We start from the raw sequence: 23,319 nt of genomic DNA on the forward strand, positions 1-23,319 counted from the left end.
GCCACCGCCGCCGCTTTCAACGCGCGACTCCCGCTGATCATGAAAATTGCCATTCTCGACGACTACCAGGACGCCGTCCGCAAGCTGAACTGCTTCGAGATGCTCGCCGAGCACGACGTGAAGGTCTTCAACAACACGGTGCGCGGCCTGGGGCAGCTCGCGAGCCGTCTCGCGGAAGTCGAGGCGCTCGTGCTGATTCGCGAGCGCACGCCGATTTCGTCGCAACTGCTCGCCAAGCTGCCGAACCTGCGCATGATCAGCCAGACCGGCCGTATCTCGACCCACATCGACCTCGAAGCGTGTACCGACCGCGGCATCGCGGTGCTCGAGGGCACGGGTTCGCCGGTCGCGCCGGCCGAACTGACCTGGGCACTCGTGATGGCCGCCCAGCGCCGCATTCCGCAATACGTCGCGAACCTGAAGCAGGGTGCGTGGCAGCAGTCGGGCCTGAAGACGTCGGCCATGCCGCCGAACTTCGGCCTGGGCCAGGTGCTGCGCGGCCAGACGCTCGGCATCTGGGGCTATGGCAAGATCGGCCGGCTGGTCGCCGGCTATGGCAAGGCGTTCGGAATGAACGTGCTGATCTGGGGCCGCGAGCATTCACTCGAGGCCGCGCGCGCCGACGGCTACACGGCCGCCGAAAGCCGCGAAGCGCTGTTCGAGCAGAGCGACGTGCTGTCGCTGCACTTGCGCATGCACGACGACACGCGCGGGATCGTCAAGCAGGAAGACCTGATGCGGATGAAGCCGACGTCGCTGCTCGTCAACACGAGCCGCGCGGAGCTGCTCGAGGAAAACGCGCTCGTGAACGCGCTGTCGCACAACCGTCCGGGGATGGTCGCGATCGACGTGTTCGAAAGCGAGCCGATCCTGCAAGGCTACAGCCTGCTGCGGATGGAAAACGTGATCTGCACGCCGCATATCGGCTACGTCGAACGCGAAAGCTACGAGCTCTATTTCAGCGCGGCGTTCCGGAACATCCTCGCGTTCGACCAGGGCGACATGTCGAGCGTGGTCAACCCGGAAGCGCTGACGCCGCGCCGCGTGCGCTGACCGGCGCGGGCCGCGCCCGCCGCGCGGCCCGGTTCTCCCTTCCCGCCTTCAGGCAGCCACGCGGCCGCCTGTCATCGCGTCGACGCGCGTGAGGAAATGCTCGCCGTCGCGCCGCCCGAGATCGTACGCATGCCGCATCTGCGACGGACTCGTGTAATCCCAGCTCGAAATCGGCACCTTGCTCGACGGCTGTACATAGAGCCGCCGCTGCTCGCCGTGCGCGACCGTAAACATCTGCGGGCGCGGATACAGCCGCGTGACGAGCACCAGCACGTCGCCCGGCGACGGGTCGAGCGCGCCGACCGGCACGTTGTCGACCATGCCGCCATCGAGCACCGGCCGGCCGCCGCGACGCAGCACCGGCGTGAACGGCGGCGTGCACGACGACTGCAGGATCAGGTCGGCGAGTTCGTCGACGCTCGTGCAGGCCTGCGCGCGCACGAACTCGGGCCGGAAACCGAGCGTGCGCCCGAGCGTCGGATGCAGCGTCTTGCGCACGTACTTTTCGATGTTGTACGCGACGAGGCCCGCGGCGACCGCGCTGCGCGCGCCGAGCCAGCGCGGCACGTGCGACACGCCGACGCGGATTTCCGGCGCGTCGGCGAGTTGCGCGAACGGCTCGCCGTAGATGTCGAGCAGCGCCTGGCGGTAGATCCGGTAATGCGGAAACACGGGCTCGCGCCCGAACAGGTTGCCCCAGTACGCGTTCTTGCGGTTGTGGCGCAGTGCTTCCTCGTAATAGCGCATCACCCACGCGGCGTCGCGCGTATACAGCATGCAGGCGGTCGCCGCGCCGGCCGAGATGCCGGCGATCACGCGCGGGCGCAAACCGAGCGCCGGCTGCGCGACATCCCAGAAGCCGGCCTGCCACCAGCAGCGATTGCCGCCTCCCGCGAAGACGATCTGGTCGAACATCGCGCCGCTCAGCTGACGAGCGCGTAGGTCGACGTCGCGTGAACGGCCATCTTGCCGTCCTCGTCGAACAGTTCGACTTCGCCGAATACCAGGTTGCGGCCCATCCGCAGCACGCGCGCGGTGACGAGCACGTCGCCCTTGCGCACCGGACGCATGAAGTTCGTGTTCAGCGATACGGTCGTCATCGGCCGGAATTCGCCGAGCGATACGGAGATCGCGACCACCATCGCGGTGTCGGCGGCGGCCGTGAACACCTGGCCGCAGATGATGCCGCCCGAATGACGGAATTCGCCGGAAAACGGCAGACGCATCGTCACGCTGTCGTCGCCGATCGATACGGGGACCAGACCGAGCGAGCGGACCCACGGGGCCAGCAGGCGATCCAGCAATTCGCGGACTGCGTTTTCGTCCATCTTCGAATGTCCAGAAAACGTTGCGCGACCGCCGCGCAACAGGTGTGGACGTCATCATACCGGGAGCGCGCCAACTGCGATCGCTCGCCGCCGCACGGACGGCCGCGGTCGGGGTGACGAAATATTTTCGGGAAATTCGCAGAAAGGTGTTGCAAAGACCGAAATACCCGTGCATAATCTTTCTTCTGTTGGGGGCGTTAGCTCAGTTGGTAGAGCAGCGGACTCTTAATCCGTAGGTCGAGTGTTCGAGTCACTCACGCCCCACCAGGAATTCCGAAGCCCGGTTAGCGAAAGCTAACCGGGCTTTTTCCATTTCCGGGCGCCCGCACGGCGCTCCCGCTGCACGGCATGCGCATACATACATGCCCCGCTCCCGCGCTTTCCCGCTAGAATCGTCCGACAAATATCACACAACCGGCACGGTGATCGCCGTATCGCCGCCGGCACTGAGAGAGCATGGGACGTCGAACATGGAATCATGTGAGCGAGACGCGACCATTCAGAGGCCATGGTCACGCCGATATCGGTGCGCACGTCGAGTCGCACCCTCCACCCGATCGCATCCGGATGCATCACCCGACGCACGAAGCGAAGCCGGTCATGCTGCGTAAGGACGCACTCGTCGCGTTCGCGCTCGGCATTGCGCTGCTCGTGGCCGCGGCCGCGCTCGCCGTCACCGCGGGCGGCGCGGTCGGCCATCTGGTCCGCGCGCCGGGCACGGTCGTGCGCATCGTGCAGGACAGCGACGCGATGCGTGCATATCGCCCGATCGTCGCCTATCTCGCGAACGACGGCCGGCGCCGCGAAGTCGCCGGCAATACCGCGTCGATGGTGCCGGCTTACGACATCGGCGAAAGCGTCGACGTCCTGATCGACCCCGACCATCCGAACCGTCCCGCGCTGATCGACGATTTCGCGCAACGCTGGTTTCCCGTCGCGGCGCCCGCCCTGCTCGCGCTCGCGTCGCTTGCGATCGGCAGCCTGCTGTACGTGAACGAGCGCCGCACCCGGCAAGCCGACGCGTTTTCCGCACCGGCCGACCGCAAGGCGATGCGGCGCCGCTGGAACATCGCGATCGTGCTGATCCCGATCGCGATCGGCACCGGTTTCCTGGCCGGCGCCGGCGCTGTCGGGCTGCGCCAGTGGCAGATCGACCGCCATTACGCGCGCTCGACCGGCCATGTCGTCGAGATCGCCGAAACGGCCCACTCGCCGCCCGCCCGCACGTCGCTCTACTCGGTGAGCATCGCGTTCAAGACCGACAGCGGCCGCCAGGTCACGTTCGCGCAAGGCTCGGCGTCATCGAATCCCGGGCTGTACGAAGGCGAGATCGTCGACGTGCTGTACGACCCCGTCACGCCCGAGCGCGCGGTCGTCGACCGGTTCTGGGATCGGTGGGCGCTCACGGCGATCCTGTTCGCGATCGGCGCGCCGTTCCTGGCGGCCGGGTTGTTCATTGCCGGCACCCTGTGGCCCGACCATCGGCCGCACGAAATCGCTGAATGACCAACAACGAACCGGGCCGCCGACACCGCGGCCCCCGCCTCACCGCTCCCTGAACGCCTCCACCTTCGCGCGGTTCCCACACGTACGCATGTCGCACCAGCGTCGCCCGACGCCGCGGCCGCGATCGATGAAGAACCACGTACAGCGGCCGCACTGCCGCACACGCGCGAAATCGTCACCGCGCAGCAGATGCTCGAACCCGAGCGCGGCCGCGTCGATCCAGCGCGACGCGGCGCGCGCATCGGGGCGCCACGCGAAGCGGCCGTCGATGGCCTCGAACGTGCTGCGCCCGATCGCATCGCGAATCGCCACGGCGAGCCGGTCGGCCGCTCGCGCGCCGACGCTGCCGCCGTCGCCGGCCGTCAGGTACGCGAGCGCCGCATACGCATCCTCGCGAAAGCCGTGCAGCGCAGCCAGCTCGTCGGCGCCGTCCTGCCGCGGATGACGCAGAAACCGTGTCAGGTCGGCCGCCGCCAGCAACCCGGATTTCGCGGCCCACGCACGCACGGCCGGCCAGTCGACGAGTTTGTCCTCGTCGCGCGTCTTGCCCGTGTCGGCCACCGTGTTCAGGAAGTCGAGCGCCGGATGGCCGCCGACGAAGTCAGCCGCGCGCCATGCGTGCGCCTGTCGCGCAGGCTCGTATCGAGTAACCATTTATTTGCACCTATCGGTTTCATATCCGGACGAACCGGCGTAACCTGTTAACAACCAATACAGGTTAGCACGGAGGTACCGATGCTCGATCTCGCCAATCGCTTCAATTTCGAAGGTCACCGGATCGCTTGGGGCACGCTCGGCGAAGGGCCGCCGCTCGTGCTTGTGCACGGCACGCCGTTTTCATCGCAGGTGTGGCGCCGGATCGCGCCGTGGCTCGCGCGGCGCCATCGCGTGTTCTTCTACGACCTGCTCGGCTACGGCCAGTCCGACATGCCCGACGCGGACGTATCGCTCGGCCGGCAGAACGTGTTGTTCGGCGCGCTGCTCGACGAATGGAAGATTTCGCGCCCGCGCGTGCTGGCGCACGACTACGGCGGCGCGACGGTGCTGCGCGCGCATTTCCTCGACGGCATCGCGTATTCCGACCTGACGCTCGTGAATCCCGTCGCGATCGCGCCGCAGGGCTCGCCGTTCGTGCGGCATGTCGCGCAGCACGAGGCCGCGTTCACCGGGTTGCCGGCCTATGCGCATCACGCGCTCGTGTCGGCCTATATCGGCCAAGCGGTCGCGCAGCCGTTGAGCGACGACGTGCTGTCGATCTACCGCGCGCCATGGCTCACGCCCGCGGGCCAGGCCGCGTTCTATCGGCAAATCGCGCAGATGCGCCAGCGCTACATCGAGGAAGCGGAGGCCCGCTACGCGCCGCCGGACTTTCCGGTGCGCATCGTCTGGGGCGAGGACGACCGGTGGATTCCGCTCGAACAGGGGCAGGCGCTGGCCGATCGCATCGCGAACGGCAGGCTGATCAGGGTGCCGCGCGCCGGTCATCTGGTCCAGGAAGATGCGCCGGAGGCGATCGTCGCCGCCGTGCTCGACCGGTAGGCGCATCGGCGCGAGTGCAACGTGCGGTGCCGCTTACCAGGGCAGCGAGTAGGTCTTCGTATTCGTGAAGCTCTTCATCGCTTCCTGCACGCCCTCCTTGTAGCCGAGGCCCGAATCCTTCACGCCGCCGAACGGCGTCAGCTCGAGCCGGTAGCCCGGCACCTCGCGCACGTTCACGCTGCCGACCTCGAGCTCCGTGATGAAGCGCGTGATGCTGTCGAAGCGGTTCGTGCAGACCGATGACGACAACGCATAGTCGGTGCTGTTCGACATCCGGATCGCCTCGTCGATGTCGCGAAAGCGCATGATCGGCGACACGGGGCCGAACGTCTCGTACTTCACGAGCGGCATGTCGGGCGTCACGCGATCGACGACGGTCGGCGAGTACAGCGCACCGTCGCGCACGTTGCCGACCAGCAGCCGCGCCCCGCGCGCAATCGCATCGTTCACCTGCTGCTCGCAGAACTTCGCGGCCGCCTCGTCGATCACCGTGCCCATATCGACCGACGGATCGGCCGGATTCCCGTACGCCCACGCCCGGGTTTTCTCGACGACCAGCTCGGTGAAGCGATCGGCCACCGCCTCGTGCACGAGCATCCGCTTGATCGCCGTGCAGCGCTGCCCCGAGTTCTTGTACGAACCCGACACGGCGAGCGTGCTCGCCTCGTCGAGATCCGCGTCCTCCATCACGATGATCGGGTCGTTGCCGCCCAGCTCGAGCACCGCGCGCCGGTAGCCCATCCGCGCCGCGATCGACTTGCCGATCGACACGCCGCCGGTAAACGTAATCATGTCGATCGCCGGGTTCGTGATCAGCTCGTCCGCGATGTCCTTCGGGTCGCCGGTCAGCACCTGCAGCATTTGCGGCGGCAGGCCGGCTTCGTACAGGATGTCCGCGAACAGGTAGCACGACAGCGGCACCTTCTCCGACGGCTTCACGACGATCCGGTTGTTGGTCGCGACCGACGGCACGACCTTGTGCGCGACCTGGTTCATCGGATGGTTGAACGGCGTGATCGCGGAAATCACGCCGAGCAGCGGCTCGCGCTGCGTGTACACGCGGCGCTTCTTGCCGTGCGGCGTCAGATCGCACGAGAAGATCTGCCCGTCGTCCTTCAGCACTTCGCCCGCGCCGAACGTGAGCACGTCGGCGACGCGCCCGGCTTCATACGTCGAATCCTTGACGCACAACCCGGCCTCGGCCGTGATCAGCGCCGCGATCTCGGCAGTGCGCGTGCGCACGATGTCGGCCGCGCGGCGCAGGATCGCCGCGCGCTCGTGGCGCGTGAGCGACGGCCGGTACGCACGCGCGACCGCAAACGCGCGCCGCACGTCGTCGAGCGTCGCCTTCGGCACGGTGCCGACGAGCGCGCCGTCGTACGGGTTGCGCACCTCGATCACCGCGTCGCGATGGATTCTTTCACCGTCGATTCGCAGTGCTTCATGATGAAGCTCGCGGGCAACCGTCGATGCTGCAATGGCGTTCATGAGTATCTCCCTGGCGGACGCGTCCGCGTCACTGCAGATGGTTGAGCGCGATGTCGATGATGTCGAAGTTGCGCAGCCGCGCGCGGCTCGTGACGTCAGTCGCGACCGGCTTGCTGAAGATCAGCGGCACGATCTGCTCGGAGATCCCGCCGTGCGAGCGCAGCGGCACGTCGAGCCCCGACAGGTCATGCTTGATGCGGCGCGTGCCGAGCACGACGTCCTGCTTCGAGATCACGATCAGGTCGCCCATCCGGTCGGGCGGCAACTCGAAGCGCGCGCAGCCTTCGGCGCCCGTCAGCACGACCTCGATGCCGTCCACCGCGGCGAGCCGCGCGCGCAGCGCGTCGACGTCGGCGGAAGCCGGCACGTAGACGGTCGCGAACGAGCCGAGCGCACCGTGGTGCACGACGTACGGATCGGTGATCGGCAGGATCACGCGCGCCGCGTCGTGGCCGAGCCACGCGTCGAACAGCTCCTGCAGGTAGATCACGTTCGGCTCGCCGGTCTCGCCGTCGTGCTTCGCGTTCATCCCGTGGTCGGCCGTGATCGCGACGATCGCGCCGAGCTCGTCGAGCCGCTTCAGATACGTGTCCATCATCTGGTAGAACGCGTTCGCGCCGTCGGTGCCGGGCGCGCACTTGTGCTGCACGTAGTCGGTCGTCGACAGGTACATCAGGTCGATCGGCCGCGTCTCGAGCAGGCGCACGCCGGCCGCGAACACGAATTCCGACAGGTCGGCGCTGTACACGCTCGGCACCGGCTTGCCGACCAACTCGAGCACGTTGTCGATGCCGTTTTCCTCGATGCTCGCCTCGTCGGCCTTCTCCGACGAGAAGCAGATGCCCTTGAGCCCCTTGCCGAGCAGGCGGCGCAGCTTGTCCTTCGCGGTGACGACCGCGACGCGCGCGCCCCGCTCGGCGAAGGTGGCGAGCACGGTGGGCGCGACGAGGTACTTCGGATCGTTCATCAGCACCTCGGCGCCGGTGTCGCGATCGTAGAAGTAGTTGCCGCTGATCCCGTGGATCGCCGGCGGCACGCCGGTAACGATCGACAGGTTGTTCGGGTTCGTGAAGCTCGGCACCACGCACTCGCCCTTGAGCGCCGTGCCCGGCTTCAGCAGCGTGCGCAGGAACGGCGCGACGCCGGCCTCGGCCGCCATCTCGAGATATTCGTGGGCGCAGCCGTCGACGCACACCACCACCACGGGGCGGCTCATCCAGTTGTAGCGGCGGCCGTTCACTTCCACGGATACAGGCGTTTCAGTCATGACGTTCATTCCTTTCGGTTCGAAGAGGGGGTGAGTCGTCGGCGCCCGCTCCGCGCCGATGGGGGTGTTTTCCATGCTTGACATTAAAATTGAGTATTTGTAGATTGTCAACAATAGGCAGAGAACAGCAAGCAGAATGTGGACGCAACGAGGATGCAGCGCACGACGCAATGGCGCTTCGCGCCGTCGACGCACGTGGTCGCGGCGCGCCACGCGGCCGTTGCGCAATACGTCGACGAAGGGGGCTCGCCGCGCGGGGCGGACGGTTTTATCAGGAGGTCAAAAAGCGCGGCTACATTCTGTATCCGGGCAAGCTGACCGAAGTCGACACGTTCCGCGTCGGCTGCATCGGCCACTTCGGCGAAGCCGGCATTCCGGGCGCGGTCGCCGCGATCGCCGACACGCTGAAGGCGATGGGCGTGCGCCGCGTGTCCGCCGAAGCGCCGGCCTGACGCGACGCACCCGGCCGTATCGCGGCGCGCGCCTCATCGCCGCGCGCCGCCGTGCGGCGGTTTCGCATTCGTTTTCCCGCCGTGCGCGGCACGGCAACCCGACTCTTACCGGCACGACACCCGATGCGACCCTTCTGGATCGAACAAGCACTGTTCAACGACGGCGACCTCGCCCCCGCGCTGCAGGGCGCGACGCAGGCCGACGTCTGTATCGTCGGCGGCGGCTTCACCGGGCTCTGGACCGCGATCCAGGCGAAGCAGCAGAACCCGGCGCTCGACATCGTGATACTCGAGGCCGATCTGTGCGGCGCCGGCGCGAGCGGACGCAACGGCGGGTGCCTGCTCACGTGGTCCGCGAAATTCATGACGCTGCGCCGGCTGTTCGGCGAAGCGGAAGCGATCCGGCTCGTGAAGGCGTCGGAGGCGGCCGTCCAGCACATCGCCGACTTCTGCCGAGCGCATCGCATCGGTGCCGAACTGCGGCTCGACGGCACGCTGTACACGGCGACGTCGCGCGCGCAGATCGGCACGCTCGCGCCGGTGCTCGACGCGCTCGCCGCGTGCGGCATCCACAGCTACGAACCGCTGCCGGCCGCCGAAGTCGCGCGCCGCTCGGGCTCGGCCCGCAATCTCGACGGCGTGTACTCGCCGATCGCCGCGACCGTGCATCCGGGCAAGCTCGTGCGCGGGCTGCGCCGCGTCGCGCTCGACATGGGGATCCGGATCCACGAGCGTACGCCGCTCGTCGACTTCACGCCGGGGCAGCCGGCCGTCGTGCGCACGCCGTCGGGCAGCGTGCGCGCGGGCAAGCTGGTCTTCGCGATCAACGCGTGGATGGCGAGCCGCTTCCCGCAGTTCGAACGCACGATCGCCGTCGTGTCGAGCGACATGGTCATCACCGAAAAATGCCCGGAGCTGCTCGAGCAGACCGGGCTCGTGGACGGCGTGTCGGTGCTCGATTCGCGCATCTTCGTGTACTACTACCGCACGACGGCCGACGGTCGGTTGATGCTCGGCAAGGGCGGCAATACGTTCTCCTGGCGCAGCCGCATCGCGCCGGTGTTCGACCGGCGCTCGCCGTACGAGGCGCAGCTCACGCGGAGCCTGCGCGACTTCTTCCCGTCGCTTGCCGGCGTGCCGATCACCGCGAGCTGGAACGGTCCGTCGGACCGCTCGGTGACGGGCTTCCCGTTCTTCGGCCGCCTCGACGACGCACCGAACGTGTTCTATGGCTTCGGTTATTCGGGCAATGGGGTGGGGCCAACGTACATGGGCGGCCAGATCCTGTCGTCGCTGGTGCTCGGCCTCGACAACGCGTGGACGCGCAGCCCGATCGCGCGCGGCCCGCTCGGCCATTTCCCGCCGGAGCCAATCCGCTATGTCGGCGCGCACGTCGTGCGCAATGCGATTCGACGCAAGGAGCGCGCGGAGGACGAGAACCGGCAGCCGTCGGCTGTCGATACGTGGCTCGCGAAGTTTGCGGGTGCGGCGGGGAAGGCGGATAAGGCTTGAGGCGTGATGAGCCGTCGCCCGCGTTGCCGAGGCGGCTGTCGTGACGTTCACCCCGACGCGGTGATCTGCCGGGCGATGCTGGCAGCACGTCATGCTGCGATATTTATCCGCTGAGTGGACCTACAAGTACGTCGCAAACCTTCAAAGTGGACCGAGACAACTACGATTGTTTGTCGGCACTTTTTCACGAAGTGAGCGCAGTGGTTTTCATTTTTTCAAAAAACACGCTTCAAGACGCCCACGGCTACTTGAACGAGATGTCTTGATGGCTCACGTGCTTGATAAAGCAATCATCTGCCGCCGTCGGGACTTCCGAAACGCTGCTGAACAAGGAGCTCCACCAGAATCGGCACCCGCCGTGCAATTAAATTGAATTTAAATAACGAGATTCGCCATCCCAAAAAAATCCCTTGCTAACATTTATTCCTCGTTATATTAATAAGGAATAGCATGCTACCTTCCGATTGTTTTCTATTAAGCGAGGATCTTTATCGCCTCGGCAATTCAACAAGCCCGAGATTGACTCATATTCGACCTAAAGATATAACTGTCGTTCAGATCAACGGCATCGACGTCGTGCAGTCAAACGGAAGAGGAATCAGTCTCTTCACTGCCGACGGCATCAAGCATCGCCCTGTTGGCGGATGGGTGTGGCGCTTCAAAAAAGGGGCTTATGTTCCCGGCGATTTGAAGATCGTTGCAGATGGAAAGGACCACTATGTTATTGCTCCGTCAAGGAGCATGCCTCTTGACAAATACAAGGGGCTTCTTGAAGAAATGGCCATGTCCGCCACACGGGAATTCAACAAAAAATAGGAGCTTCATATGGAAACCATCAAACTCGAGCTAACAGCCAGTCAGGTCAAAATCCTCCTCGAGGCGCTTGCCGAGACGGACAAGCACTGGGCCGAGATCTGCGACACATCCGACGACGAGGACACCGTGGCCGATTACGGCAACGACCTCGTCCTGCTGAGAATCGTCAGGGACGAAATCACCCCAAAGGCGATTGCCGCATTCGGCTCCGACATCGTCAATTTCGACCGAGGCTGAGCCCGTCAGGCACGACCAAGACAGCGAACCGACCGCACGCGCTGCACCGTTGTTCACCCCCGCGCCACCTCGGTTGCCGGGGGCCACCGCTCGGGTGTACGCCGCATCCGCACAGGCCACACGACCTGTTCGCCAGTCTCGCTCATACCGCTGAAGAAATGACCCGCTTTCTGCTGCTAGCCGCACTGACAGTGATGACCTGCGGAGCGCGCGCCTTCACGGTCTGCCATGCAAGCGGGCGATGCACAGGCCGGTAGCCCCACCCCTTGCAGCGTCACCGTGCGGTGACAACTAACGCGGCGCTCACGCGCGAGCTTTCTCCCGCGCCGCCTTCCCCGTCGCGGGCAGCCCCTGCTCGTGCGTGCGGCGCATCCGCGCGAGGCCGTGTGCGACGTGCTCGCGCACGAGCGCGACCGCCTTCTCCTCGTCGCCGCTCGCGAGCGCCTGCACGATCTTGTCGTGCTCGGCCGCGGACACCGCGATCGCATCCTCTTCCGCCTCGATCGCGGCCTGGCGCAGCAGCCCGAGCTGGCGCACGAGCCGGCGATAGGTATCGATGAGGTGCGTATTGCCGACGCCGACCACCATCGCGTCGTGGAACTGCACGTTCAGCTCGGTGTAGCGCGTGACGTCGTGCGCCTTCGCGGCTTGCTTCATCGACTGGATGATGCCCTTCAGCACCTTCAGCGTGTCGGGCGAAATGCGCTTCGCGAGCGCACGCGCGACCGACTCGTCGAGCATCGCGCGCACTTCGTAGATTTCCTCGGCCTCGCGCAGCGGCACGACCCGCACCGTCACGCCGCGGTTCTTCTCGTTGCGCAGCAGCCCGGCCTGCTCGAGCGCGCGGAACGCTTCGCGCACGGGGCCGCGCGACACGTTCAGCCTGGTCGCGATATCGACTTCGTTGAGCTTCTCGCCCGGTGCGTATTCGCCGGACACGATCGCACGCTCGAGCATGTCCTGCACGATCATCGCGAGCGACTGGCTCTGCAGGAGTTCGATGGCGTTGAGTGCGGTCGGGGCGGTCATGGTCGGGCAGGCAGCGAAGCTGCGGGGAAGAACGATGGCGCCATATCGGCGAACGATCGTTATATACCTTCGGCCCCAACTATTGTCAACAGTTTTCAGTTTCCAAAAACCAATCGCGCGGCCGACGTAAAAAAACGCCGGACCGCGCGGTGTCAGCCCGCCGTCAGACCGTCTGCTTCACCGGTCCCGGGTCGCTCTGGCTCGGCCGGCTCGTCTCGACGTGTCCCGCGAAGCGGCGCACGACCTTGTCGTCGCCGCCGCGCAGCGTCGTCGCGGTGATCGTCAGATCGTACCAGCCGTGGCTCGACGACAGCTCGAAATGATCCTCGATGCGCGCGCCCGGCTCCAGCGTGTAGGTGCGCGCATGCGCATGGCTGTACGCGTTGTCGACGACCACACGGCACGCCGCGCGGCCGCTGTTGCGCAACTGCAGGTACACGTGCCGGTTGCGCACGTCGTAGCCGATTTTCGCTTCGGGGTTCGCGTGGCTGCCATCCGCGGCCAGCCGCGTGTTGCCCTGGAACTCGCACAGATAGCCGTTCGGGCCATACGCGGCGAGATGGTAGTCGCCGCGCGCGGCCGACGTGCTCCAGGTATCGGCGAAGCGGTCGTGCGAGGACACCGCGTAGCGGCGCGGCGGCGTCGCCGGATTGCGGCGGTCGTACACGTAGAACGCGGCGCCCGCGTCACCCGAGTTCGCGAAATCGAGCGACACGCTGTCGTCGCGGCCGTTCACGCGCGCATGCACGAACAGCTCGTACGGCAGCGCGCGCGCCGGACGCGTGCCGGGCTCCTGCGCCGGCATCGACTGCTGCGCGGGCACTTGATACGCGTGGCCGGCGGTGGCGATGTGCTGCGGCACCGTGAAGCTCACCGTGCGCGTATCGGGGCGCGCGGAGAAATCGAACGCCGACGTGAGGTCGCCGCAGACCGACCGGCGCCACGCGCTGATGTTCGGCTCCTTCACGCCGAAGCGCGCTTCGAGGAAACGCAGCACCGACGTGTGGTCGAACGTCTCCGAGCAGACCCAGCCGCCCTTCGTCCACGGCGAGATGATGATCAGCGGCACGCGCGGCCCGAGGCCGATCGGCTGGATGCCGCCCGGGTCCGCGCCCGGCACCAGCGGGCTCATCTCGCCCGGGTACTTGTTCAGGTCGAGCAGTTCGTCGCCGAGGTTCGACAGCAGGTTCGACGACACGATGCCCTGGCCGCCCACGCCGCTCGTAACCGGCGGCACCGGCGGCACGACGTGGTCGAACAGCCCGTCGTTCTCGTCGTAGTTGAGGATGAACACCGTCTTCGCCCATACCTCGGGGTTCGACGTCAGCGCCTCGAGCACCATGTTGATGTAGAACGCGCCGTCGGTCGGTGACGCCTGCGGGTGCTCGCTGTACTTGTACGGCGACACGATCCACGATACCTGCGGCAGCCGGTTCGCCTGCACGTCCGCCTTCAGTTCGGCGAGCGTGTGGTCCGACGCGCCCTTGTCGACCAGCGCGCCGCTCGCACCTTCCTTCACCTGGAAGCGCTTGAAGAACATCAGCGAATTGTCGGTGTAGTTGTCGGTCGGATCGCCCGGAATGCCGGTGCCGCCCTGGTACACCTTCCAGCTGATCTTCGCGTCCTCGAGCCGCTCGGCGTAGGTCGTCCACGTGTAGCCGTTCACGTCGTTGCGCTCGCCGATGCCCGGGCCGTTCGGCGAGCTGCCGTAGATGTTGCGCGGGTCGACCGTGCCGGTCCACAGGTAGATGCGGTTCGGCGCGGTGTCCGCGTGCGCGGAGCAGAAGTACGAGTCGCAGATCGTGAACGCGTCGGCGAGCGCGTAGTGGTACGTGAGGTCCTGACGCTTCAGGTAGCCCATCGTCAGCACGTCCTGCTTCTGGTTCACCCACTGGTCCCACTGGCCGTTGTTCCAGGACAGGTGGCCGCTGCTCCAGCCGTGGTTGGTGCCCGGCTGGAATTCGGTCGTCTGCTTCGGGTCGAGGTAGAACGGCAGCACGTACGGCGCGGCCGGGTCGAGCCCGCGCGAATGGTAGTTCTTCGTGAACACCGACGCCGGCGGCTGCTGCCACACCGGCGCACCGCTCGGCAGCAGGTGCGGACGCGGGTCGTTGAAGCCGCGCACGCCGCGCAGCCCGCCGAAGTAGTGGTCGAACGAGCGGTTTTCCTGCATGAAGATCACGACGTGTTCGACGTCGCGAATCGTGCCGGTGCGATACGCGGCCGGCATGGCCAGCGCCTTGCGGATCGCGGGCGGAAAGCCGGCGTAGGCGGCCATCGCGCCGGCCGACTGGGCGGCGAGGCGCAGGAAATCGCGTCGATTGTTGGCGGACATGAAGAGGATCCTGTGGGTCGGTAAGGGTGGCGCCGGTCGAGCGGGGCGGGCGGTCGTGCGTTGCCGCTATTAGTCCGCACCGGCATGTCCCGGCCGTGACCGGTTCCAGCAGGTTTCTTGCACTTACCCCCAGCTTTTTTTCGAAGCGGCGCACGACGCGCCTTTCATCCGGCCGACACATGCATACGCTACGCTGACGCGCGATGAAGACGGGGGAGAAGCGGAGTCGTGTTCGATCAGCTGAAGGCGTTCCACGCGACTGTCAGGCAGGGCAGCATCACGCGCGCCGCGCGCCATCTGGGCGTGAGCCAGCCGACGATCGCCGCGCAGATCCGGCAGGTCGAGCAGTGGTACGGCGTCGAGCTGTTCTACCGCAGCGGCCGCAAGCTCGAGGTCACCGAGACCGGCATCGAGCTGCTGCCGCTCGTCGAGAAGATGATCGCGCTCGAGGCGCAGGCCGACATCATGCTGCGCAACGTCGGCGGCCTGTTCGAAGGCCATCTGCGGATCGGCGCGACGGGGCCGTACTACATCATGGACGCGGTCGGCCGCTTCTCGCATGCGCATCCGTCGATCGCGCTCACGTGCCGGATCGGCAATTCCGAGGAGATCCTGCAGGCGCTGCAGGAATTTCGCATCGATCTCGCGGTGTCATCGCAGCGCAATGACGCGGACGGCCTCGAACGCAAGGTGATCTCCACCGATCCGCTCGTGCTCGTCGTGCATCGCGATCACCCGCTCGCGCGCTTCGACGCGATCGACGCCGCGCAGCTCGCCAACGTGCGGCTGCTGATCCGCGAGGAAGGGTCGGTCACGCGCCGCTGCACGGAGACGATCCTCGCGGCGGCCGGCGTCGCGGCCACGTCGGTCGCCGAGATCGGCAGCCGTGAAGCGATCCGCGAGGCGATCCTGCATGGCGTGGGCGGGAGCCTGTTTCCACGCGGCGAGGCCGAGCGCCATCCGGACCTGCGCGTCGTCGCGCTGCGAGGCGTCGACACAACGATCGACGAATACGTGTACTACCTGAAGGCGCGCCGCCAGAGCCCCGCGATCGATGCGTTCCTCGCGTGCATCCTGCGGGCGCAGCCGGCCACGCACGACGCGGCAAACGCGGCACGCACGGCGCGGCCGGTGAACGCGCGCTGAGCCGCCGCGCGCTCACCGGTTTCGCGTATTCGCGTCGCACTTCCCTGCCCTTTCCAGCGCGTTTCCCGCGCCTTCCCTCGGTGTCGTCCTCGTGCCTTCCTTGTTGCTTCCCGCCACGCGTTATTTCGGCAGCGCGGGGATCATCCACGTCAGCACGTGCTGCTGCAGGAACACCAGCACGCCGAGCAGCAGCGTGAGGATCACGCTGTGCCAGAAGGTGCGCGCGAACACGACGCCTTCCTGCCCTTTCAGGTCGGTCGTCGACACGCCCGTCGCGATGTTCTGCGGCGAGATCATCTTGCCCATCACGCCGCCCGACGAGTTGGTCGCGGCCATCAGCACCGGATCGAAGCCGAGCTGGCGGGCGGCGACGACCTGCAGGTTGCCGAACAGCGCATTGCCGGACGTGTCGCTGCCGGACAGGAACACCGCGATCCAGCCGAGCGACGCCGACACGAGCGGGAATAACGCGCCGGTCGACGCGACGCCGGTGCCGAGCGTGTAGCTGATCCCCGAGTAGTTCAGCAGGTACGCGAGCCCGACGATCATCATCACCGTGACGATCGCGATCCACGTTTGCCGCCACGTCTTGACCACGCATTCGAAGAACGCGCCGACGCCGGTGCGCGTCAGCGCGGCCGTGATGATCGCCGACAGCAGGATCGCGGTGCCGGTGCCGAGCGGCTGGAAGTCCCAGATCGCCGCATACGGCTTGTGGTACAGCGACACGAACACCGCGTTGTGCAGGCCCGGCCACTTGATCTTCACGTCGCCGATCGCCGCGATGTTCGCGTGCACCCAGACGATCACGACCACCGACACGACGAGCCACGGCAGCCAGCCGCCGAAGCCCGCGCGCGCGGCGCCGGCCGTGGCCGGCACGCTGCGCGCGAGCGCGTACTGCGGATCGGGCTGCGGCTTCCATAATTGCAGGAAGCCGATCGTGACGATCAGCGACGTGAGCGACGACAGCACGTCGGTGAGCTGGTAGCCGAGGAAGTTCGACGTGACGAACTGCGCGATCGCGAAGCTGGCGCCCGACACGAGCAGCGCCGGCCACAGCTTCGCGATCGAGCGCATGCCGCCGTATGCGCCGACCACGTAGAACGGCAGCAGCAGCGCGAAGAACGGCAGTTGCCGGCCGACCATCGCGCCGAGCGTCGCGGGCGGCAGCGACGTGACCGCGCCGAGCACGGTGATCGGCACGCCGAGCGCGCCGAACGCGACCGGGGCCGTGTTGAACAGCAGCGTGTAGGTGAGCGCTTCGAGCGCGGGAAAGCCGAGCGCGATCAGCAGCGCGCTGGTGATCGCGACCGGCGTGCCGAAGCCGGAGATCCCTTCGAGCAGGCAGCCGAACGAGAACGCGACGACGAGCAGCACGAGGCGGCGGTCGTCGGGCAGGTTGTCGAGCATCCACTGCCGGAACTGGTCGAAGCGGCCTGACTTCACCGCGATGTTGTACAGCAGCAAGGCGTTGAACACGATCCACATCACCGGCACGAGCGCGAGCGCCATGCCGGCGCCGACCGCGTTGAACGCGAGGCCGACCGGCATGCCCCACGCGCCGATCGCGACCGCGAGGCCGGCGACGAGCCCGGCCAGCGACGCCTGCCACGCCGGCCGGCGCAGCACGCCGAGCGCGATCAGCGCGACCGCGATCGGGATCACCGCGACGAGGAACGACAGGAGCAGCGAGTTGGCGACGGGCGTCAACGGCTGCGCGAACAGGATGCCGGGCGGCAGGGCTGCGGTGGGATTCATCGTGTCTCGTGTCTCCGTGTCGGCAGGAGTTAGCGCTTTAGCGCTTACTCCTGCCCCATGCTTCGCGGTCGGCGGGGGTTAGCGCTTTAGTACGTTCCACGGCGGCAAAGATCGCCCGACGCTTGCGCATGCAACCATGCCGCGGCGCCGACCGATCGGTCGCTTAAAAGAGGTTAGGAGGCGCATCGCGCTTGTACAAGGAGGGCAAGCCCGAGGCGCGCGGCGCCGATACACGGCGTCCGCCGCACGCTGACGGCCGGCCGGCAGCCCGCTGACACGTGCGCCAGCAAGCCACCGGGGCGCAATGTTGCTCAACCGGCAAAGGTGACTGATGGCGCGCGGGGTGTTTCGTTTGGCGTCCGAAGCCTAGACTCGCTGCATCGATTCCGCCCGTGCCGACGACGGCGCGGCTCTGGAGACTCACGGAGCAAACACGATGAAAACCATGAAGCTTGCGGCCTGCACGTTACTGCTGATCGGCTCGACTATCGCCGCCCAGGCCGAGGCCCATGCCGCGTCGACATTGACGCGCGCGGAAGTTCGCCAGGAACTCGTGGAACTGCAGGCCGCCGGCTACCGGAAGAGTCTCGCCAGCAGTCCCGACTTTCCGCAAAACATGCAGGAGATCATGCAGCGTGCCGCACAGGCGCGCGCCGACGCGGCCGGCTACGGCAGCGACGGCCATGCAAACGTGGAATCGGGAAAGCCGGCGCTGCCGCACGTGGTCGATCGCGACACGTACGCGCATCACTGAAGCGGGTGAACCGGGCCGCTCGCGTGAATACGCGACCAGCCGGCCCGCAGCCGGCTGCCCGCCGCGCGACGCGCAGCGGGTTGCTGCCATCAAACGCTGAAGCGGTTCAGCGTGTACGCACGATAGGCCGCGACGAACGCGTCGAATGATCCGGCCTCCTTCGCTTCCAGCTCGGCCTGCTCGGCCAGCGACTTCGCCGCGAGCGCCTGCTCGGCGCGCATCGTCTCCGCCGACGGCGGGTTCGCACGGAAATGCGCGGCATGCGCTTCGCTGTGCGCGAGCGCGAACGTGAGGAACGACTGCCCGTTCTCGCGCATCTCGCGCAGCACGCGCGCCGACGGCGTGCGCTCCGAATCGGCAAGCTTCTCGCGCTGGGCGGCGATCGCACGCGCATGCTCGTCGCCGCCGCGGATCTCGTCGAGACGGCGCCCGACGGTTTCGATATCGGTCATCAGGTCGTCCGCCCATGCCTGCAGCGTGACCGGCTGGCCGTCGCGCATCAGCGTGAGCCCCGGCATGCGCCCGTCCATCGTCACGCTGGCGAAGTTCGCATTCGCTTCCTTGTACGCGTCGCAGTCGAGCGCGGGGCTCTCGTCGAGCGCGCACGCGAGCAGGAACGCGTCGATGAAGCGGGCGGTCTCGAGCGCGATGCCGGTCGGCTCGAACGGATCGATGTCGAGACAGCGCACTTCGATGTACTGCACGCCGCGCGACGCGAGCGCATGCAGCGGACGCTCGCCCGAATACGTGATGCGCTTCGGACGGATCGTCGAATAGAACTCGTTCTCGATCTGCAGCACGTTCGTGTTGATCTGGATCCACTCGCCGTCGCGGTGCGTGCCGATCGCCTCGTACGGCGGATACGGCTCGCTCACGGCCTTCGACAGCGCGTCGAGATAGCCGGGCAGCGTGTTGTAGTCGACATGCAGCGCGGCCTGTGCGGTCGTGTTCGAGTAGCCGAGGTCGCTCATCCGCAGGCTCGTCGCATACGGCCGGTACAGCGTGTCGGCATCGAACGCATCGAGCTTGTGCGGCTTGCCGCGCAGGAATTTCGTGTCGAGCGCCGGTGATGCGCCGAACAGGTACATCAGCAGCCAGCTGCGACGGCGGAAGTTGCGGATCTGCGCGAGATAGCGCTCCGACTGGTAATCGACGAGCGTGGCCGTCGAGCCTTCGTCCGCATGCAGGCGCCGCCACACTTCCTCGTGCAGCGAGTAGTTGTAGTGGATGCCGGCGATGCACTGCATCGTGCGGCCGTAGCGATGCGCGAGGCCGCGGCGGTACACCGTCTTCAGGCGGCCGATGTTCGACGTGCCGTAGTCGGCGATCGGGATTTCATCGTCGGCCGGCAACAGGCCCGGCATCGATTCGTTCCACAGCATCTCGTCGCCGAGCGACGCATACACGTAGCGGTGCAGATCGTCGAGACGTTCGAGCGTGAGCGACGCGTCGGGCTCCGCCGGCGTGATCAGTTCGATCAGCGCTTCGGAATAGTCGGTCGTCAAGGACGGATGCGTGAGGGCCGAGCCGAGCGCGCGCGGATGCGGCGTAAACGCGATCATCCCGTCGCGCGTCACGCGCAGGCTTTCCTTTTCGATGCCGCGCAGGCCGTCGGGCAGATGCTGCCGCGTCGGGCCCGAGCTCAGCGCTTCGAGACGATTCAGCAGCAGTTCGGACTGGCGGTGAGTCATGGTGTTCGACATGGAGACGCAAGTGCGTGACGGACGCGCGCGGAACGCCGCGCGCGGCCGGCTGGATTATTGGTCGCTTCGTTGGTAGCGGGCACTTTAACATCTCGCCGAAACACGCGCTTGAGGTGGCTCCGGGCGGTGCGCGCCCGCCGCAGCGGGCCGCCGGGCGGACCGATGGCGACGATCGCAGCGTTCGCGCCCGAGGGGCCATCGGCACCGCCGCACGCGGCGATCACGTGAAATTCGTCGGATGGAATGCGAACGGGCCGAACGGCTCGAACAGTGCGCGAAGCAGCGCCGACAGGTGCAACCCGCGCTGCCAAATCCGCCGGGTGATATCGTCGAGCCTCGGTCGATCGCACGCCGCTGGCGACAGGCGGCAGAGCGGCTTGATCGCCGTCAGGCGTCGCAACCGTGAGGACGACCGACTGATCGCTGCCCGCCCCACGCCCGCCGCGGGTTGCATCGCGGCGTTGCCCGGCCGCCCTACGCGACCGTCATCCGCCGCGCGCGCCGCTGGCCCGGTCCGCCACGTCGTTCCACAGATGAAGCGCCGCATACGCGCGCCACGGCCGCCAGCCTTCGGTGCGGTGCTTCTGGCTCGCGAGCCGGTCGAGCGACGGATCGCGTGCGGTGATCGACTGCATCAGCACGAGGTCGGACGCCGGCCACGCGTCGGGGTCGCGCCACGCCCGCATCGCGATGTATTCGACGGTCCACGGGCCGATGCCGGGCAAATCGAGCCACGCGCGGCGCAAGGTCCCGAGGTCGGCCTGTGCGGGATCGAGCGGCACGTGGCCGGCCGCCACCGCGCGCGCCATGCCCGTCAGCGCCGCGGCCCGCTTGCCGGGCATCCCGATCTTCTCCAGATCGCATGCGGCGAGCGCGTCCGGCGTCGGGAAACGCCAGGCCGGCGCGCCGTCCGGCGCGGGCATGCCGTCGTCGTGCACGACGCGCTCGCCGGCCCGTTGGACGAGCCGGCCGACGATCGTCGTGGCCGCCTTCACGCTCACCTGCTGGCCGACGATCGCGCGCACCGCCAGCTCGAACCCCGACCACGCGCCCGGCACGCGCAGCCCCGGCGCGGCCGCGACGAGCGGCGCGAACCACGGGTCGCGCGCGAGGCCGCCGCCGATCGCGGCCGGATCGGCGCCGAGATCGAACATCGACGCGACGCGACGCGAGAACGCGTCGTCGACATGGCGCGCGGCCGCCCCTTCGACCGTCGCGATCAGGCAATGCCGGCGCGGATGCTTCGTGACGGTGAGGCGGCCCGCGTCGCCGTTCAGATCGACGATGCGGCGATACACGCCGTCGACGACCTGTTCGACACCCGGAATCGCACGTCCGCTGAAAAAGCGCAGCACGCGCGCCCAGTCGTACGGCGCCTTGAAGCGCAGCTCCATCTGCGCGGACGGCGGCACCTGGCCGCCGTCCGCGATCGACGTAATCGTGGTTGTTTCGATGCTCAAACTACGTTGCCCTCCGCAACGGCTTCGGTTTCATCGTCGCGCACGTGGCGCGCCTCGGACGCGAGCAGCGTCGCCTTGCGGCGCACGCCCCAGCGATATCCGGCCAGCGCGCCGCCCTTCTGCACGACACGATGGCACGGAATCGCGAGCGCGACCGGGTTCGACGCGCAGGCCGATGCGACGGCGCGCACCGCACGCGGCGAGCCGAGCGCCTCGGCGATCTCCGAGTAGCTGCGCGTTTCGCCGTACGGGATGCGCGTCAGCGCTTCCCAGACGCGCTGCTGGAACGCGGTAGGCGCGATGTCGAGCGGCAGGTCGAACGCGTGCCGCGTGCCGTCGAGGTACGCGCGAATCTGCGCGACGAACGGCGCAAGCCGCGATGGCGCCTCAATCAGCTCGGCGCGCGCGAACGCTGCCTTCAGTTCGTCGACGAGCGGCGCCGGTTCGTCGCCGAACGCGATCCGGCAGATGCCCTGTTCGGTCGCGGCGACGAGCACCGTGCCGAGCGGCGTCGACGCGGTCGCATAGTCGATCCGCAGGCCGGCGCCCTGGCGACGGAACGCGGACGGCGCCATCCCCAGCTCGCGCGGCACCGATGCGTAGAGCCGCGACGGTGAATTGAAACCCGCGTCGACGGCCGCCTGCGTGACCGGCTGCCCGCTTTGCAGCGCCTCGCGTAGCGCGGCGCCGCGCTGCGCGGCCTGGTACTGCCGCGGCGACACGCCGACCACGCGCTTGAACAGCCGCTGCAGGTGGAATGGGCTCACGTGCACGGCATCGCTCAACTGCTGCAGCGTGAGCCGCTCCGGATGCGCGTCGAGCACCGCGCATGCGCGATTGACGATGTCGAGCTCGCGCGGCAGCCCTTCCGGCTGGCAGCGCTTGCACGGCCGAAAGCCTGCCGCGCGCGCCGCGGCCGAATCGGCGAAGAACGACACATGCTCGCGCCGCGGCAGCCGCGACGCGCAGCTCGGGCGGCAGAACACGCCGGTCGTGCGCACGCCATAGAAGAACGCGCCGTCCGCGTGCGGATCGCGGGCGGTCACGGCGCCCCAGCGGGCGTCGTCGGTCGGATAGGCGGTTTTCATCTGAACCTCGCACTCTCTAGTGTAGATGGTGCCTACTCTAGACATCGGCATGGGCCGTCGCGCCCTGAATCTTGCTCTGTGATTCGCGTCGGCGAAATCGGGGACGCATCCCGATCGATCAATCGGACGAAAAGCCGCGTGAGCGCCGCCCGGACGCCGCTTTCGTCATCTTCCCGTCACCCTTTTGCTGCAGTGCGGCTGCGACAAATCGCCGTCCTGACCATTTTTTACACTCGGAATATTGCAATGCACCATCGCCGTGTGTATAGTTGGAACTGTCTCCTCCATGTCTCCTCCTGATATGGATTAAGCCCGTTCCGCTCTGCGTGAACGGGCTTTTTTTCGTCCGTCGATCGGTGCGCGTCCCGGCCCGCGCCGGCGCGGTCTACACTCGGGGCACGCCATCCATGAAGGAGTGCCTGCTCATGAAACCGACCATCCGCGCGATCGATCACGTCGTGCTGCGCGTGACCGACATGGCTGCGATGACGCGCTTTTACTGCGACGCCGTCGGCTGCCACGTGGAGAAGGAACAGCCCGACCTGGGCCTCGTGCAACTGCGCGCCGGCGACGCGCTGATCGACCTGCTGTCGGTCGGCGGCCCGATCGATCGTCCCGACAGCGGCCCGCCCGGCACCGGCCGCAATCTCGACCATCTATGCCTGCGCGTCGAGCCGTTCGACCCCGACGCGCTGATCGCGCATCTCGCCGCGCACGGCGCGCGCCCCGGCGCTCCCGCCGAGCGCTACGGCGCCGGCGGCTACGGGCCGTCGATCTATCTGTTCGATCCCGAAGGGAACATGCTGGAATTCAAGGGGCCGCCCGCCGAGATCGGCTGAGCGCCG

General features: G+C 67.2%; 20 protein-coding genes, 1 tRNA gene and 1 pseudogene. 11 read left to right on the top strand and 11 right to left on the bottom strand.

The window, feature by feature from the left end:
* The first annotated feature begins 39 nt into the window (after positions 1-39).
* Entirely contained in the window at positions 40-1,053 is a 1,014-nt protein-coding gene (locus tag FFI87_RS16625) for a D-2-hydroxyacid dehydrogenase family protein (RefSeq protein ID WP_011658240.1), read from the top strand.
* 48 nt (positions 1,054-1,101) lie between these two features.
* Here the strand turns inward: FFI87_RS16625 and FFI87_RS16630 are convergent, their stop codons facing one another.
* Entirely contained in the window at positions 1,102-1,968 is an 867-nt protein-coding gene (locus tag FFI87_RS16630) for a patatin-like phospholipase family protein (RefSeq protein ID WP_012365005.1), read from the bottom strand.
* Positions 1,969-1,976: 8 nt separating this feature from the next.
* Positions 1,977-2,381, bottom strand: a complete 405-nt coding sequence (locus FFI87_RS16635) for a PaaI family thioesterase (RefSeq protein ID WP_011658242.1) — start codon at positions 2,379-2,381, stop codon at positions 1,977-1,979.
* A gap of 191 nt (positions 2,382-2,572) precedes the next feature.
* Between FFI87_RS16635 and FFI87_RS16640 the strand changes: the two genes are divergently transcribed.
* Together FFI87_RS16640 and FFI87_RS16645 are read left to right on the top strand one after the other, a co-directional pair.
* A tRNA-Lys gene (locus FFI87_RS16640) sits at positions 2,573-2,648 on the top strand.
* A 189-nt stretch (positions 2,649-2,837) separates the two neighbouring features.
* A complete protein-coding gene (locus FFI87_RS16645) occupies positions 2,838-3,887 on the top strand; it encodes a DUF3592 domain-containing protein (protein ID WP_138846959.1) in 1,050 nt (349 codons plus the stop codon).
* Between the two features lie 39 nt (positions 3,888-3,926).
* Here FFI87_RS16645 and FFI87_RS16650 read toward each other — a convergent pair whose 3' ends face one another.
* Complete coding sequence (locus FFI87_RS16650) at positions 3,927-4,541, bottom strand: CGNR zinc finger domain-containing protein (RefSeq protein ID WP_138846958.1); 615 nt, start codon at positions 4,539-4,541, stop codon at positions 3,927-3,929.
* Positions 4,542-4,622: 81 nt separating this feature from the next.
* On the opposite strand from FFI87_RS16650, the gene FFI87_RS16655 reads away from it, so the two are divergent.
* The gene (locus FFI87_RS16655; RefSeq protein WP_138846957.1) at positions 4,623-5,426 is read left to right on the top strand and encodes an alpha/beta fold hydrolase; all 804 of its coding nucleotides are present in this window, start codon (positions 4,623-4,625) and stop codon (positions 5,424-5,426) included.
* Positions 5,427-5,459: 33 nt separating this feature from the next.
* Here FFI87_RS16655 and phnY read toward each other — a convergent pair whose 3' ends face one another.
* Positions 5,460-6,914: a phosphonoacetaldehyde dehydrogenase gene (phnY, locus tag FFI87_RS16660; RefSeq protein WP_138846956.1), complete on the bottom strand. Its 1,455-nt coding sequence runs from the start codon at positions 6,912-6,914 to the stop codon at positions 5,460-5,462.
* Between the two features lie 28 nt (positions 6,915-6,942).
* Positions 6,943-8,181, bottom strand: a complete 1,239-nt coding sequence (gene phnA / locus FFI87_RS16665) for a phosphonoacetate hydrolase (protein ID WP_138846955.1) — start codon at positions 8,179-8,181, stop codon at positions 6,943-6,945.
* 153 nt (positions 8,182-8,334) lie between these two features.
* Here phnA and FFI87_RS16670 point away from each other — a divergent pair.
* The 4 genes and pseudogenes from FFI87_RS16670 to FFI87_RS16685 all read left to right on the top strand — a co-directional run.
* Positions 8,335-8,633 (top strand): annotated as a pseudogene (locus FFI87_RS16670) (2-aminoethylphosphonate--pyruvate aminotransferase); the annotation flags it as partial.
* 123 nt (positions 8,634-8,756) lie between these two features.
* Positions 8,757-10,145 carry an FAD-dependent oxidoreductase gene (locus FFI87_RS16675; RefSeq protein WP_138846954.1) on the top strand — a complete coding sequence of 463 codons (1,389 nt, stop codon included), beginning with the start codon at positions 8,757-8,759 and terminating at the stop codon, positions 10,143-10,145.
* 450 nt (positions 10,146-10,595) lie between these two features.
* The gene (locus tag FFI87_RS16680) at positions 10,596-10,961 is read left to right on the top strand and encodes a hypothetical protein (protein ID WP_012365012.1); all 366 of its coding nucleotides are present in this window, start codon (positions 10,596-10,598) and stop codon (positions 10,959-10,961) included.
* Positions 10,962-10,970: 9 nt separating this feature from the next.
* Positions 10,971-11,198 (top strand): hypothetical protein, encoded by a 228-nt coding sequence (locus tag FFI87_RS16685; protein ID WP_012365013.1) that lies wholly within the window; start codon positions 10,971-10,973, stop codon positions 11,196-11,198.
* A gap of 303 nt (positions 11,199-11,501) precedes the next feature.
* Here the strand turns inward: FFI87_RS16685 and FFI87_RS16690 are convergent, their stop codons facing one another.
* A complete protein-coding gene (locus FFI87_RS16690; protein ID WP_138846953.1) occupies positions 11,502-12,227 on the bottom strand; it encodes a phosphonate utilization associated transcriptional regulator in 726 nt (241 codons plus the stop codon).
* A gap of 163 nt (positions 12,228-12,390) precedes the next feature.
* Positions 12,391-14,562, bottom strand: a complete 2,172-nt coding sequence (locus FFI87_RS16695) for a phosphocholine-specific phospholipase C (RefSeq protein WP_138846952.1) — start codon at positions 14,560-14,562, stop codon at positions 12,391-12,393.
* Between the two features lie 228 nt (positions 14,563-14,790).
* Between FFI87_RS16695 and FFI87_RS16700 the strand changes: the two genes are divergently transcribed.
* Entirely contained in the window at positions 14,791-15,708 is a 918-nt protein-coding gene (locus FFI87_RS16700; protein WP_138846951.1) for a LysR family transcriptional regulator, read from the top strand.
* A gap of 120 nt (positions 15,709-15,828) precedes the next feature.
* Here FFI87_RS16700 and FFI87_RS16705 read toward each other — a convergent pair whose 3' ends face one another.
* Positions 15,829-17,469 carry an L-lactate permease gene (locus FFI87_RS16705; RefSeq protein ID WP_012365017.1) on the bottom strand — a complete coding sequence of 547 codons (1,641 nt, stop codon included), beginning with the start codon at positions 17,467-17,469 and terminating at the stop codon, positions 15,829-15,831.
* Positions 17,470-17,905: 436 nt separating this feature from the next.
* Between FFI87_RS16705 and FFI87_RS16715 the strand changes: the two genes are divergently transcribed.
* Positions 17,906-18,223, top strand: a complete 318-nt coding sequence (locus tag FFI87_RS16715) for a DUF4148 domain-containing protein (protein WP_138846949.1) — start codon at positions 17,906-17,908, stop codon at positions 18,221-18,223.
* A gap of 89 nt (positions 18,224-18,312) precedes the next feature.
* On the opposite strand, the gene gshA is transcribed toward FFI87_RS16715, so the two are convergent.
* The 3 genes from gshA to ada form a co-directional block, all read right to left on the bottom strand.
* Positions 18,313-19,926: a glutamate--cysteine ligase gene (gshA, locus tag FFI87_RS16720; protein WP_186381709.1), complete on the bottom strand. Its 1,614-nt coding sequence runs from the start codon at positions 19,924-19,926 to the stop codon at positions 18,313-18,315.
* Positions 19,927-20,411: 485 nt separating this feature from the next.
* Positions 20,412-21,386, bottom strand: a complete 975-nt coding sequence (locus tag FFI87_RS16730) for a DNA-3-methyladenine glycosylase family protein (RefSeq protein WP_138846946.1) — start codon at positions 21,384-21,386, stop codon at positions 20,412-20,414.
* Positions 21,383-22,474 (bottom strand): bifunctional DNA-binding transcriptional regulator/O6-methylguanine-DNA methyltransferase Ada, encoded by a 1,092-nt coding sequence (gene ada / locus FFI87_RS16735; RefSeq protein ID WP_138846945.1) that lies wholly within the window; start codon positions 22,472-22,474, stop codon positions 21,383-21,385. Before ada ends, FFI87_RS16730 begins: the two co-directional genes overlap by 4 nt.
* Before the next feature lie 425 nt (positions 22,475-22,899).
* On the opposite strand from ada, the gene FFI87_RS16745 reads away from it, so the two are divergent.
* Entirely contained in the window at positions 22,900-23,313 is a 414-nt protein-coding gene (locus FFI87_RS16745; protein ID WP_138846943.1) for a VOC family protein, read from the top strand.
* Positions 23,314-23,319 lie beyond the last annotated feature (6 nt).

Source organism: Burkholderia sp. KBS0801 (assembly GCF_005937855.2).
Lineage (GTDB): Bacteria > Pseudomonadota > Gammaproteobacteria > Burkholderiales > Burkholderiaceae > Burkholderia > Burkholderia ambifaria.